This is a genomic window from Photorhabdus machadonis (assembly GCF_052657765.1).
In genome coordinates, this window is the sequence record NZ_CP199761.1 from 4,005,433 (window position 1) to 4,021,436 (window position 16,004).

The following is a 16,004-nucleotide window of genomic DNA, read 5'->3' on the forward strand; positions in this document are numbered from 1 at the left end:
TGTTTTCTTCCACAATAACATTGCAAATAAAAATAATACAATAAAGTCACTTCTAAACTCAGATATAAATTTTCATTAATGACGAACAATTATTCCATTCCACTCTTATAAAAACATTAAAGATTATAACCACTAAAACAATATAAGTAAATGAGATAATAACATCATCCTTTTTTGGTCAAAAAACAATAATGATAAATGAAATTCATTAATAAAAATAACGATTGATCAGTGAACAACCTACAATATGATAAGTATTCGTATTCAGAAGTAAATAATAGCTCACGGATTCTGTGAGCCATTATTATTACTCATATTACTTTTATTATAGAAAATTAATTAGGTAAATTTCGCCTTTCCACTAGTGGTATCTGCCCACGCCGTCGTAATAGCTACTTTCGCCTTACTAGCCAAATTTTCAATAAAACCATTATCACCCGCTGTAGGAGCGAAACTACTCATTGCTTGGATCAATGAATCAATCGCATTGTCTGAAAGCACGGTAAAATCACGCTCTCCCGACACGCTCTTATCACCCATCTGAACCACCAGTTTGGCACGATGACCATTAAAGTAATCGTTAAAGGTAACTGAGCCTACTGATTCAAATATGCCCTGAGCAGTGTTGTCTTGAGTATGACGGTTCACTGACAACACCAAATCATATCCGCTACGTTGGAACCACAGGTTTTGCCAATTAATATCGTTAAAGACGATCATATCTTCTGCATTAATATCATTCACCAGGTTATCAATCACCTGTTCGCTGACCACAAAGCTGTCTACACCTGAGCCGCCTGTAAATTTGTTCTGATAACCGCCCAGCACCAGCAGATCCTGACCATCACCGCCATCAAACTGGCTGAACTTCGAAATAGTTTCCGCTATCAGATGATCATCACCGTCACCACCACTAATCATTGCATGGTAGCCCATCAGTTTAATCACATCGTTACCCGCGTTGCCATCAATCCTGTTGTCATTACCAAATACCTTGGCAAAGTCATGGCCTGCACCCAATTCAACCCGGTTATTATTACCGATGGTCACGGTATAATCCTGGTCTTCGCCAGTATCCACCCGATTGTCGTTGCCTGAGGTGACAACGTAATCCTGTCCCTTATCGGTATTAATTAAGCTGCCTTCGCCAAAGACAAACGTCTGGTCATTACCTTCACCCATAAATACATGGTTAATACGTCCCGCGACTATTGCGGTATCATCGCCATTACCGCCAAACATCCCGTTCTCACGTCCCATCAGGACGCCCACATCATGACCTTCACCGCCCGCAAAGATGTTGGAAGTACCGATTGAATAATAAACATCATCACCGCGGCCACCCCAGAAGTTGTTGTTATCTCCCAAGTAGGCACCAAGATCTTTACCATCACCGCCCCAGTTAAAGTTATAGTTCCCCAACGATACATGGATATCGCTATCCCCTTGCAGATGACCGCTGTTAAGTAAGAAATCAAACGTTTTCTGCTCCATATTGAGCAGATCTGCGGTTAGATTTTCTTTCAGATTGGTCACTAATAACTTCATCTCTTCTTGTTTATCTTTGCTGAACATCGTCGCAAACAGGTTAGGTAAATTCAGCGAATGAAAGCCAAATGCACTCTCTGGTTTGGTGTTCGCCGTCGCCACAGTCGCTGGCGTGCTGCTCTGCGCTTTTTCATTTCCATCAGGTTCTTTCTGTTTCAGGCCATGACTCTCAGTAAAGGATTTAATACCATCCGTCCCCATATTGAGGTGAGATTTCAGGCCGTCGAGCAATTTATCTGGATCCGTGAAGGCTTTCAGTTGTTCACCACCGAATTTTCCAATGACGTCAATCATCTCTTTTAGAATCGCCACGCCATCCACTGACTCGTCTCCACGGGAGACAATACGGCCATCCTCAGTGTAATCCACCTCAAAGATATCCGCTAAAGTGGTATCTGCATTCACACTGGCTAACCGACCAAGGAATTTATTCTTAAGCTGGCGTGGCAAATCCTGCGGATTATAGGTAAACGTTGTTCTCGCTATACCGGTTGTTGAGTATTGTTGCGTCATCAAACCAAATAGTGAACCTAGGTTAGTATCCAGCATCGACTGGATATTGTCACCGAACATAACGTTCCCGTTACCCGTGGTCACCTGAATATCCGCGCCCTGACCACCTACCGCAAAGTTGAATGCCAGTTTTTCATTGGCCTGACGGAATTTATCTGCACGCCTCATTTTGCCCATATCAACGCTGTTGCCATTATTGCTTAGCCACTGGTTGAATTGCTTATTCAGCGCTGCTTCCGTATCACTGTTCAGACCACGGCTGCTACGTTCATGCTGAAAATCCAAATCAACCAGAGTGTTATAGTTGACGTTGCTGGTTTGGTCCAGACCAGACATATCCTGAACAAATTTTTTCGCCCCAGCGATTGTCCATTGCTGCTCTTGCTCCGCTAGCCAATTCTGCTCTTCACCAGAATGGGCAATGTCTTGCAATACGCCAGAAATACGGGCTGCACCATCAAATGGATTAACCAACGGTGGCGTTGGCAGGGATTTATCCATCATCACAATCAGGTCATTACTACGGCCTTTGTTGAAACTGATGTTACGATTGCCAATAAACATTTGCGCTCCTTCAAGCGCCTGATAACCTGCAATATCGACGCTGTGTTTACTGTCACCATTGCCGATATGTACCATCACATTATTATCCCCGAAGGCCAATGACTTAAAGCCCCCCATACCGACTTTGATGCCAACGTTCGATGTTCCCCAATTGAGCGCCGTAAATTCGCCATTCCCCACATCCACTTGGATATTGCCTGAGTCATTTAGCGGGTTATTCGATAGATGACTTGAATCGGTTTCAATTTTATTTTTGCGTTTCTCAGGTGCAGTGAAAATATCTGCATTATCCCCAACCGCACCTTTAGGTGGCGTATCGGCATCCGCTATACCGACACGAGAAAGATTGATGTCGCTTTCAGCAATATTGCGACGCACTCGCTCTGAACGAGTGTCAAGTTCACCTTTTTCATTCCAACTCAAGACGACTTTGTTATCATTCAGGTTATTGATCCATCGATTATTTTTATCCTGAGTAAACTTACGACCCGTCACATCAACGGCAACTTCACTACGACGAGCCGAAACACTCGTGTGAATGTCTTGCTCCTTTAAGGCCGTGATAAAGTGACGAGCAAAACCATTCCGTTTGTCATCATTTATCAAAGAACAGCCCACAAGACTAATGTGATCAGGATTGTGCGTTATGCTTTTGCCCAAATTAGCATCCTGATAAAACTGCGTTAATCTGGTCGCCAGTTCATCAGCGGTGTAACCACTCAGACGCATATTATTTTGCGCTGACGCATCACGGCCATGACCGACAACCTGCCAACGCAACTTACCGGATAATCGGGCAAGATCACTATAAACCACACGATATTTGCCCTTAGAGTCAAGTTGAACCACTACACTGGAATCCGGGTGTTTACCCGCCAGATTTGCCGCTGCTTTGGCGGCTACAGGGTCATCCTCCATCTGGATAATGATCTGACCATCAAAACGGGTTTCTCGGCCATCAGTTTGCGGCGTCACCGCCACCCTCTGCCAGTCATCAAGGGGTTTGCTAATTTTTTCACCTTGATGATGAGTATTGTCGATGATAGCCGGCTTTAACGCCTCTTCCTTACCAGATAACCCGTCCAGCGCTTCCAGCGCAGGGCGAGGTTGCGATTTCATCCAGACATGTTTCCGATAAAACGCCTCAGTGTCTTTAAACGCATTATCCAACGCCTGACTGACCCAAACTTTGCCTTTCTCACCGACAATATCCACCAGATCCCGATAATTGACAGTGTAGCTATTCAGTATCTGCTTACGTTTTCCATCAGTGGTTGCCTGTAGTGCCTGATAAACCGCCAGACTTTCATTGACAGAATGACCACCATCAAATACCAAAAATGCCAGCGTATTGAGATAGCCCTGCTCAGCCGAGAAAGTGGGCTGTTTACGGGCGATATATTTATTGAGGTGCACCATGACATTGGTCGAGCCAGACGCACCTGTCAACACTGCGTGGCCGTGCGCTAACCCATTACGCTCAAATGTAGTTTCCCGTCCGGGGATTAAGATCCGCGCTGCGGCGATATTTCTGCCATACAAAAAGTCATCATATTTGTCATTCGCAGGCTGGTGGGGCAGCGCCGTACCATAATCGTTGATCTTCTGCTTTCCGGTTATTTCAACGTCGTACGTGACATCCGCCCCGACAGTCAGTTGAGTACCGATCGAACGGGCTTCGCTGATAACATCATAATAAAAACGATCACCTTCAACCTTCCACGCCGCCCTAGCCATCCCCATTTCCTTTGTGATCGCCATTCTTACTGCCAGAAATGGCACCTTAATCACCGCAAAACCATCATCAACCTGAGTCATCATGGTCTTGAAATTGGCAAAAGTCGGTTCGTCCAGAAACGTCATCAATTCAGGCACCCGACTAAACCAAGGGCGACAGTCCCTATTGATGACCTTGACAAAACTCTCCATCGTTTTAGCAACAATCTTCTCACGCTCGGTAATATCAGGATAAAGACCGTCTACCCACTGTTCAAATTGCTCTACCAGAAATTGCCCTGTCTGCCGGGCTGTGGTCATGGCATCCTGTGGCGCTGTTTTCACCAATTCATGAGCCAACTCAGAATCAAAATGGCGACCAAACAGGTTGTCGATATATTGTCCCGTTACCTTTTCTTTACGGGCATCAGCCAGTAACTGTTGAGCCAACGTGTGTAATTCAGGATATGTCTGCAACTGGGTAGCGGCATCCTCAAATAGCTTAATGGTTTCCTGTTGTGTTACTTGTCCGCTAAGCCAAAGGTTTTTGGCCCGTTCAACTAACGGCATACCTTCGGGAATCGCCTCCTGTTGCAATCGGCTAACGAAAACGATAAGGCTGTCACTTTCAGTTTTAGGCGCTTCCCGCTCTGCCCCAGAGTTAGTCTGGGTCAATGGCTTGATTTGCAAATGAGTAAGGCGATTCATTTCACTTTGCGCGATGTCGCCTTTCAAACCCGCCACACGCCCGAACCCATCAAAGGATACCTGCTGGTCAAACTGTGCAACATGGTCAGGTGCCAAACTAATCCCCAGAATCCCGACGGATTCAGCTCTTTTTGCCTGAAGGTAGGCAACCCGTTCCCCCATTTCAAAACGCAGGCTTTTGACTAACCGACCACGCTTGGCAAACTCATTAGGATCATGCTGTTGCCAATGAGCAAGTGCTTTCTCAAGCTGCAACACATGTTGTTCATCAGGTTGTTCGACCGCATTGTTGAAAGCCTCACGTACTACTTCTAGCGCCTTACTCGGCCGATCGGTATTTATCTGACCAAGATATCTTTTCGTTGAATCAATAAACCGTTTGTCACCCTGATTCAGCAAGAAAGGCTCAAACTCTCTCAGTATAGAAAAATGGGATTTAAGGTTATCTCCACCCGCAATTTGCCCTAATCCTTGCAAATTGATACCCGAAATTACAGGTGCTTTTGTGATTAACTTTCTGGGTTGATTTGAGATAGGTTCCACTACCCTATCGGATGACGTTCCGCTAAACAGCGAAATGATCGAACCACCGGTATTTTTTGCACGCATTCCCGCGTTGATCTGCAACCGGTTAATAGCGTGTTTAGCACTATCCAACGCTTGCCATTCTGCTTCAGTCAGCCCTTGATAATATCGGTTTCTCGCTTCTGGCATTGATTCAGGATCAATATGGCTGCTAGCGTCTCCTGCTCCTGTTGATTCATAAGCTTTTTCTCCTGACAAGCCGCTGCCACTTGCTTTAATACGATCAGGTTTGGAATCACGCAGTTTCGCACCTTTAGCATCAGCCTGGGTCTGAACCGCTTTCCTTTCCGCCACTGCGGTATCACGCTTCCCACGACTTTCTGCATCCTGATACGCAATATTGGCGTTATCCTTCGCCTTTTCTGCCTGCTGCTGCTGTGAAAGTGCCTCTTCTTTTCTCTGATCTGACTTGAATTGCGCCTCTACACCATCAAGAATGGCCTTATCACGATTTTGTTGACCTTTTGCCTCAGCAGCCTCTGATTGAGCAACCGCACCTTTTACTTTTTGCTGTGTATCAATAGCATCCCGATGGATATCTGCCAGCCGTTTTTCTAATGTCGGCTTGATGTCATCCAGCCGTTTCTGAATGTCCTCAAAGATTCCACCCGCATAGTCGAGATAATAGCTCTCTAACTCACGACGCTCATCAGTTTCATCTTTAAGTGCTTTAAATTTTTCCGCTAGTAAAGTCAGCTCTTCCGTCACTGCCTGAGCTTCTTCTTTTATCGCAACACGCTGCACTTGCCCATTCCGGTTAAGCGCTTCCTGATCCGTTGATTCTAATTGGGATTGCGATTTCGCAATCGCGGCCAGTTGCTTCTCTTTTTCTTGTTCTAGGCGCTGGCAATCTCTTTCGGTGCTTTCTTTATCATTTAACGCATTTTTAGCCGCGTGGTCTTGCTTGGCATGTTCAGTAATACTATTGGTTAACCGTGTACCCACAGATTTTGCAACAACGTTATCTAAAATATAGCCAATACCATTATTATCACCGACATTATCACCGACACCTTTAAATTCGATGCGGTTAGTACCTGCTTTGGCGATTAATTCCAGTGTTTGACTTTGCCATGCAGTATCACCATTAGTCATGGTAAATTTGCTTTCACCATTCCAAATAACGTCCATGCCTTTATTAGGCCTAACAATATTTGCACGTTTTGCAAAATCAAAGCTCAATGAAATAACTTCACCTTCAGACCGGTTTTTCAGATCCTGGTAAATAGTGGTACTGACATCCACATCACGTTCACTGACTCGCTTTCCATGACCCGCATTATCAAGACCATAAACTTTTGCTAAATGATCTGCCTCAACATCACAAACTCCTTGCCAACCTTGATGACCTTGTTCAAAGTCACCATTGACGATCAGATTTTTGTTCTGATCTGATACCGCTCGCGTTTTTCGATTCAACGAACTTGCTAAAGAGCTTTCTATTGAGTCAATATCAGGCACTTCTACCGCAGTTACAGAACTACTCAGACGACGGCTTAAATCCGAACCAAGGTGATCAATTTCATCCATCTTAAAACCATCAATGGAGGAAACTTCAGTTAAGTTAATCGCACCTCTGCCTTTGTGGGTGCCCGACGTGTTAGCTTCATCCCCCTGAACCAGGTAGTTGATCGCCAGACTGCTACCTACACCGAGTACAGTTTGTTTGATATTGTCGAAGAAAGAGGCAAGTTTGTTGCTTTCTGTATTACTCAATACAACAGCCAAGCTGTAAAAATCACCATTACCCATCTTAATCGCTACGTTATTACGTGCATAAGAGGCATTAACGTATAAACCATGACCAACCTGGATATTAGCGTTACCTTGGCCTTTCATTACCGCAATATTGAGGCCATTGCCAACTTTGGTATTAACATTGTACTTACCCCACGCCACGTTAACCGAAACACCATCGCCCACATGGGTGTTAATGTTTGCATCACCATGAGCAGCGGTTACACTCAGACCCTTTCCGACTGTAGTCGTCACGCTAGCTTTACCTTTTGCCGCCGTAACCTGCATACCGTCCCCTATTTTGGTGACGATATTGCCTTCGCTCCATAAGGCATTAAAACTGTCACCCTGGCCCACCTGAGTTACAATGTTGGCCTTACCTTTGGCAAGCACTACATTGCGCCCATCTCCTATTTTAGTGATAACGTTGGCTTCGCCCCAAGCTCCGATGTAGTCATCACCGTTACCCACATGGGTAATGATATTAGCATCTCCCTGAACTACGGTGATTTCTTGTCCATCACCCACTTTGGTCACGATGTTTGCTTTACCTTTAGCGAAGTTGTAACGGTCTCCATTTCCCACTTGCGTCAGGATATTCGCCTCACCCCAGGCAGCATTAACCCCGGCCCCCTCTCCAACTTTGGTCAGAATATTGGCTTTACCTTTGGCAAAACCCACCGTCGTTCCATCTCCAACATGGGTCATGATATTACCGGCATCAGACACCAGCAGGCCGACAGCCATACCACCTCCCACTTTGGTCAGAATATTGCCCTTACCAAAAAGGATACCTGCGGTTGTCGAGTCGCCAACATGAGTGATGACGTTAGCTTTCGCCGTTGCGACAACGCCCATAAAATCATCACCCACTTTAGTAACGATATTGGCTTCACCCAGTGCTAAGGTGCCAGTTAAGCCATTGCCGACATGGGTCATGATATTGGCTTTACCAAACATGGCCGCTAACGTTGTACCCTCACCGATTTTGGTCATCACGTTTAGTTCACCAGCAAACAAACCAATACTGGTGCCATTACCCACATGCGAATAGATATTGGCTTTACCCACCATTAAAGCGGCGGTCAGGTCATTACCGACTTTTGTCAGCACATTGGCACCACCAATCATGGCAGCAAAGCTATTACCATCCCCTACATGAGTAAAGATATTGGCTTTGCCTATCATCGCAGCCAAGGTTATGCCATTACCCACTTTAGTTGCGATATTGCCTTTTGCCAGCATCAAGGCAACGCTCATGCCATCACCAATATGGGTAAACACGTTGCCGGCAGCTATCATCAGTGCTAACGCGTTACCATTACCCACTTTAGTAAAGATGTTTGCGGCACCACCCATTAACGCCCATGCATCCCCTTTGCCGATATGGGTAAACAGGTTGCCTACGCCAATCATGGCGGCGATAGATGTCCCATCCCCGACTTTAGTAAAGATGTTGCCTGCCGCAACCATCACACCCAGTGTTAAACCGTCACCGACATGGGCCAGCACGTTGCCAATGCCGAACATAATGCCAGTCGTATCACCATATCCGACTTTGGTCAGAATATTTGCACCACCCAACATCACGCCCGTTGTGTTACCGTCACCAATATGCGTGAAGACGTTTGCACCACCGCCCATTACCGCCAGTGCATTGCCTTTCCCCTTTTTGGTAAGAATATTGGCACCACCCAACGCAATTGCAGTGGTGTTTGAGGTTTCAGTTTCATCACTAATATGCGTGATGATGTTAGCGCCACCGAACATACCAGATACCAGATCTCCGGCACCAAGCTTAGTTAACACATTAGCCCCACCCAAAAGTATCGAGGAAATGTCCCCTTTTCCTGCTTGGGTGATGACGTTAAAACCGCCTGCCCCGGACCAGTTCGCGCTACCATCGCCTATTTGAGTATGCGTGTTGTATCCCCCCAACATCAGCACTCGGCTGTTACCATTGCCTTTGTGGATCGAGATATTGCCATAGGCCAGAAGATGAACCAGATATCGCCCATCCCCAACCCGCACGAGAACATTTACAGCGCCACCAGCATAAACATCCATTACCCCGCTCTGGCCTTGGTGAACAAGGACATTGGCTAAGCCCGCACCACGGAATGTCAGATCGCCTTCTTCGCCACTTTTTACAATGACGTTGGCTGCACCCGCACCATCAAAATTCGTATTGCCGAATTTTGAGCCGTGCAAAATGATGTTCGCCCCCCCTGCGCCTTTAAAATCAACATTTCCCCGCATGACATTAGATTTAATAATGTTTCCACCACCCGCACCGTTAAAATTCACGTAACCACTGCTTGCAGATAATTTCACAAGGTCTTGCTGATGATATTCTTTGCTATGCACTAATTGATGAGAGGTATGGCGCACTGTATTGATGTCATATTGAAGCTGGCTTAACGTGTAACCGGGGTAGACAGAGGTATAGCCGTTAGCATAGGAAAACTCTTCATTGGCTAAATCACCCATATGATCGCCTGTTTTAGACCATGATGTTGCGATGTATTTTAGTTGCTTTGTTTTAGGATCATTTGCCAACTGAACTTCAACTACTTCGGTATAGGGCCCCATGACTTTGACATACACATAAGTATTGGGTTTTCGGTTCGATTTGACTGCGGAAACATCGACTTTTCCATCATTAGAAAAGACTGCATATCCCCCCACTTTGGCATCGCCTAGCGAGATATCCTCTGCTTTAATTATCATGCCACCCGCATAGGTTACCCACTGATCTGTCAACAGGTTTTCCTCAACAGCATGAATCTTGACGGGTTGCTGATGCTCAAAGATCAAATTGGAAAGACGGTAAGCACCATCAATGTTTACAGCGATAAATCCATTGCCTGACGAAATATCTTTCGACGCAAGATTTTCAAGGTGATTGCCTGTTTTATACCAAGAAGTGGCATAATAGCTGAGCCTACCCGTTGTAGGATTATTTTGAAGCCGAACTTTGCTGATTTTAGTGTATGTTTTGTCAGCAAACGCAAAAAGATAGGTATCCGGTTCGAGAGTTGATTTAATACCTGTGACTTGTTGGGACTCCGGGATCCAACTTCCTCCCATCATTGCTTTCGTCAATGCGATCTCTTCGACTTTAGCAAATTCGAGTGTCACACCATAGAAATCGCTATTCGTACCTACTCTGGTGATTTCATTGTAAGCACCACCACCGGAGAAATTAATATTGCCATGTGCGACATCAGAATAGAGTTTGTTATAACCTCCCACACCTTCAAAAGTAATATCACCACGCGTCTGTTCATACCCATCTTTATTTTGGCGTACACGCTCAATTCGATTCGATGCCCCCGCACCACGTAAGATAATATAACCTTCTTTACCTTTACGTATGATGTGATTATCAGCACCTGCTCCATTAAATGTCACGTTACCGCTTTCTACTCGTGAACTGATGCTGTTTGCAGCGCCTGCGCCACTAAAAGTCACATTTCCCTGTGAACCTTGATAATGGTTAAACCAGGTACGATCAATGTCATTGTATGCCCCTACACCCGCAAAATCTAAATCTCCCCGGTTAGCTTCATGCCATAACTTATTGTATCCACCGGCCCCTTTAAAACTTGTATCACCAGACAAGCCTCTACGAACTAGTTTGTTATAGCCAGCAGCACCCGAATAATTTAAATTTCCCTTTTCACCCGTGTGATCAATAAAAGCCACACCGGCTGCACCCGCAAATGACAGACCGCCATTTCCCGTTTTACGAATGCCGGTGTAACCTGAAGCGCCCTTTACCGAAAGGTCACCATCTGTATGGTATACATCGACTTTAAATGAACCAACAATAACATCATCATCTCCGCCATAAGCATAAACTTCACCACCAACACCAATAGCAGTAATACGGTTACCATCATTATCGTCGTAGTATTTTCCCGTAAAGAAGTACTCTGTACTTCTATCCGATGATTTCCCCATTAGAAAACCTTTAAATAATAATATAGAAATTAAACAAAGAACCACTGCACCTGACGAATACAGCGGTTATTTTGAACATCCAGTTTCCCACGGACAGTACAAGCTTTCTGGCCTTTCCACGGTAAAAAGACACGGCGGCGTAGATCCTTAGCGACTTCACGGCCATGACCAAAAGGTGCAATCATTTCAGGAAAAAAGAGATACGGACCTGATCGCCAGTCCGTATGGGTAAGCTCTCTTTCTCCCGAAAGCAGTTCTTCCCGGTTCTGTTCAGACAAAAAAGCCCAATTACAGAAAGCTATTGGGCGCCCATGCTCATCTTCGTAGTAGCAAAACTGATTCAGTTCAAATGCAGGTAAGATACGCTGATGCCACTCAGACACCAGGTATCTCCGATGCAAAGGAGAATACTGACTCAGCAGCATCACCCCTCCGATCATTGCCTGAATTTCTGCGGTATTCAGTTTCGCAGGTTGATGTACAATCGCCATGCGTTACTCAACCGTCAAATGTTATTTTTCGTTTTTAGATGTGCGTTTCTTAGCACGAGCCGGCTCTTCCGCTATCGCTCCTGATGCAACTTGCTCTTCGGCTACTTGCGGAGTAGGTAAAAACCCGGCAGCAACCAGTTTGTCAAATTCCGCCGCCATGCGCGGATCTTCCAACATATTTTTAACCATTGAAACCATATACATAAATCCCGATGCCGGCATATGAATAACTTGCTTTAATTCAAGTTCATTATCATTTTCCGCCATTATTCCGTTCGCCATCCGATTTGGTTCCTGACCAACAAAATAAAGAGAGAAAATACCTTTGTTATAATTGACGCTAGAGATAGTTTGTACGAATTTTTCAGACATATTTCATTCACCAAAAAAATAAACAATTCATTAAAAAGAATGCTAAATATATATAACAATAAAAACATTAAACTCAAAGGAATTTCGAGTTTATATAGCGATAAATGCGACAAAATGAGTAGATCAAATAAAATAATATAGCGCAAAAATTCAAAGACAATATTCATATACCAAAAAGTCTTTTTACCCCCCATATATAGTCCTATTTACCCACACTGCTACCGACAACAAATATAAGATAATTAAGTGATACTGACATTACAACATAACAAACAGATAACATAATAATCTGTTTCCATTAATATTTTGTGCAAATATTATTTATACGAATTCTAAAGATATTTATTCATGAATGAGATTGAGAAATTAACCCTATCATCATTAAAATTAATATTGATGATCTGTAACGGAAAGAACAATATCAGTGATATTGATAACTTAAAAAATCCTAATTGTTACCACACTTATATAAAGGATATAGAGAAAAAATTTAACTTATCTCTTTCAAATAAGCACTCTGTAAGAAAGAAATATCATGACATACCATTACCTGCAATCTTGTTTGATAATAATGGTCTACCTTTTGTTTTAGCCAAATCGAATAAAGATAATTCACTCATTCAAAAAGTGAATAAAGAGACACCAGAAGTATGGTCAGCCGAAAAAATGACAGAAGAATGGAATGGAAAATGGATTAAAGTAAAACAAAAGCAAACTAAATTTGATATTAGCTGGTTTATTCCAGAATTTCTGGCACAAAAGAAAAACCTAGGTGAAGTATTGCTATTTTCTTTTGTACTCCAAATTCTTGCACTCATTTCACCGTTGGTCATTCAGGTGGTTATGGATAAGGTCTTAATCCATCAGGCGTTATCAACCCTTGATGTCTTAGTCTTTGGCTTAATTATCGCCGGCATAATAGAGGTGATTCTACGCGGATTACGTGAATACCAATACGCTCATACCGCAAACCGTATCGATATCAAACTGGGATTAAAGCTGGTACGGCATCTGTTTGGGCTACCTTTACTCTTTTTTAAATCCCGCCAGGTCGGCGCGATTGTCACACGAGTTCGTGAACTGGATACCGTCAGGGAGTTTCTGACCGGCTCAATGTTCACTTTATCCGTCGATGTGCTGTTTATGTTTGTTTTCGTCTATGTGATGAGTCTGTTATCCAGCACGCTTACTTGGGTTTTTATCGCAACCATCCCTTTTTATGCCATTCTGGCGTGGTGGCTGACTCCCCGCATGGAGAAGGCCGTTGAAGAACAGTTCACTCATGCAGCGATAAATACTGCTTTTCTAACTGAAACCGTTTCCGGTTCTGAAACCCTTAAAAGTCTGGCGGTAGAACCGAGATTCATTCGCCGCTGGGATTGCCAGACTGAGAAGATGGTCAATACCAGTTATGCAGTGCAGCAATTGAGTAATCGCTCAAACCATATTGTCATGCTACTGCAAAAAATCACCAATGCCGCGATTCTCTGGTTAGGTGCGTCTGAGGTTTTATCACTGCAACTGACCATTGGTCAGTTAATCGCCTTCAATATGATGGTCAACCACACATCCCAGCCATTAGCCAGGCTGGTGGAGCTGTGGGGGCAATTTATCAGAACGCGGGTGTCCATAGATAAATTAGGTGATATGTTAAATCTGCCCACCGAACAGCAATCCGGCCAGCAGCAGGTAACGCTGCATGGTGCAGTTTCGTTTAACAATATTGTCTTTCGCTATCAACCTGATATTTCACCAACGATCAAAGGACTGACTCTTGATATCAGAGCCGGAGAAACCATTGGTATTGTGGGTACTTCCGGTTCCGGGAAAAGCACGCTGGCACGTTTATTACTCCGCCTTTATACCCCGGAGACAGGCACAATCACCATAGATGGCATTCCATTGCAAAACATCGCTATCGGAACACTCAGGCAACAAGTTGGTGTGGTTCTGCAAGAAAATTTCTTATTTAACAAAACAGTATATGAAAATATCGCTCAGTCGAAACCCGATGCCAGCCTGGAATCGGTGATTAAAGTCGCCAAACTGGCTGGCGCTCATGAATTCATTCTCAGGCTACCGATGGGATATGACACAACCATCGCAGAAGGCGGGCAATCCTTATCTGGTGGTCAGCGTCAGCGGCTTGCTATTGCCCGGACTCTCATTGCTGACCCCAAAATTCTCATTCTTGATGAAGCAACCAGCGCGCTTGATGATGAGTCACAATCACGCATTCAATCAAATATGGCCGAAATTGCCCAAAGCAGAACAGTGATCACTATCGCCCACCGGCTTTCAACCGTGCGTCATTGTGATCGCATCATTGTGCTTAATCAGGGGGAAATTATCGAACAAGGCGCTCACGATCAGCTGCTTAACCACGGCAAGCAGTACCGGAAACTCTGGCAGTTACAACAGGAATTAAAACAGGAGATGCCTTGCCATGATTAAGGCGTTTAAGGATAAAATGAAATCACGGCTGCGCGGTCGCCCACAACACTATGAGTTTTTACCAACACATTTAGCGCTGTCACAACGCCCACCGTCACCTTTCGCCCGCTACACTGCGATAATGCTCAGTGTCGGTATCATCATAGCCTTGTTCTGGGCCTATCTGGGTAAATTGGATGTTCAGGCAACGGCCATCGGTCGTCTGATTGTCTCTGGCCGCTCTCAAATAATTCAGGCATACGAACAGAGCCGGGTAACCGCTATCCATGTTCAGAATGGGCAACGGGTAGAGAAAGACACCCCTCTTCTGACACTCGATACTCTCGGTGTTAACCAGGATATCACCCGGTTATTCAAGCAGATCGAATATCAAGCCCACGAAAAAATTCGCTATCAGGCTTTGACAGAAGAGCAGGAACCGACAGAACAGGCACTGTTCCAAGCATTACCAGCATCCCAGCAAGCACAAGTGGTTGAGAACTATACCCGTGAGAAAAGAGAATACGAAGCTGTTGTAACAAATCTGAAAGCAGAGATGAACGTGAATCTCTCTTCTCAACAATCACGAAAAAGCGATCTCAATGCGCTCACTAAGCTCCGGCAAAATATTAGCCAGCGTTTAAAAGCACGTCAGACCTTAAGTCAAAAACAAGTGATCAGTAAAGTTGAATATCTCGAACAGGAAAAAGAGTTTCTGGAAACAGAACGCCTGATTGCCCAACAAAATGCGGAGTTTAATGTTCTGCAATCGCAATATATTAGCCTGGAAGAGCGTTTAAACAGTCTGAAAACCCAAAAAGAGCGCGAATGGTTTGATAAAAGAAAACAAGCCGAAGTTCAATTGGTCGTTTTAGAGCAAGAGCTTGCAAAAGCGCAAGTACGAGAACAACTTGAAGTCATTCGTTCCCCCGTCACAGGAACCGTTCAACAACTCAGCGTGCATACGTTAGGTGCGGTACTGCAACCGGCACAAAATTTGATGGTGATCGTTCCTGATGACAATGTGCAACTGGCGGAAGTGCAAATTTTAAACAAAGATGCCGGGTTTGTTTATTCGGGCCAGCCAGTCACTATTAAGGTTGATGCCTTCCCATATACACGTTACGGCACTATCGACGGCGAACTGTTGAGCATATCCAGAGACTCAACCACGGATGAACAATTAGGGCTGGTTTTTCCTGCTCAGGTCAGCCTTAAACGCAATAGTATTGTCATAGACAATACCAATATTGAAATTACCCCTGGTATGTCCATTGTCGCCGAAATCAAAACTGATCAGCGCCGCATTATCGATTATCTCCTGAGTCCTATCAGAGAGTATCAGTCTGAAGCATTGAGGGAGAAATAATC

At 44.5% G+C, this 16,004-nt stretch carries 5 protein-coding genes; 2 read left to right on the forward strand and 3 right to left on the reverse strand.

Features of this window, described 5'->3' with window-relative positions; all coding sequences use genetic code 11:
* Nucleotides 1-339 precede the first annotated feature (339 nt).
* Genes rtxA through rtxH form a run of 3 tightly spaced genes read right to left on the reverse strand, consistent with a single transcriptional unit; the run spans nt 340 to nt 12,200 of the window.
* On the reverse strand, nt 340-11,337 hold the full coding sequence (rtxA, locus tag ACUN2T_RS19055; RefSeq protein WP_445494564.1) for an MARTX multifunctional-autoprocessing repeats-in-toxin holotoxin RtxA: 10,998 nt from the start codon (nt 11,335-11,337) through the stop codon (nt 340-342).
* Nucleotides 11,338-11,366: 29 nt separating this feature from the next.
* Nucleotides 11,367-11,828 carry an RTX toxin-activating lysine-acyltransferase RtxC gene (gene rtxC, locus ACUN2T_RS19060; RefSeq protein WP_445494565.1) on the reverse strand — a complete coding sequence of 154 codons (462 nt, stop codon included), beginning with the start codon at nt 11,826-11,828 and terminating at the stop codon, nt 11,367-11,369.
* A gap of 21 nt (nt 11,829-11,849) precedes the next feature.
* Nucleotides 11,850-12,200 (reverse strand): protein RtxH, encoded by a 351-nt coding sequence (gene rtxH, locus ACUN2T_RS19065; protein ID WP_445494566.1) that lies wholly within the window; start codon nt 12,198-12,200, stop codon nt 11,850-11,852.
* Between the two features lie 348 nt (nt 12,201-12,548).
* Between rtxH and ACUN2T_RS19070 the strand changes: the two genes are divergently transcribed.
* Nucleotides 12,549-14,654, forward strand: a complete 2,106-nt coding sequence (locus ACUN2T_RS19070) for a peptidase domain-containing ABC transporter (RefSeq protein WP_445494567.1) — start codon at nt 12,549-12,551, stop codon at nt 14,652-14,654.
* A complete protein-coding gene (locus ACUN2T_RS19075) occupies nt 14,647-16,002 on the forward strand; it encodes an HlyD family type I secretion periplasmic adaptor subunit (RefSeq protein ID WP_445494568.1) in 1,356 nt (451 codons plus the stop codon). Before ACUN2T_RS19070 ends, ACUN2T_RS19075 begins: the two co-directional genes overlap by 8 nt.
* Nucleotides 16,003-16,004: the final 2 nt, after the last annotated feature.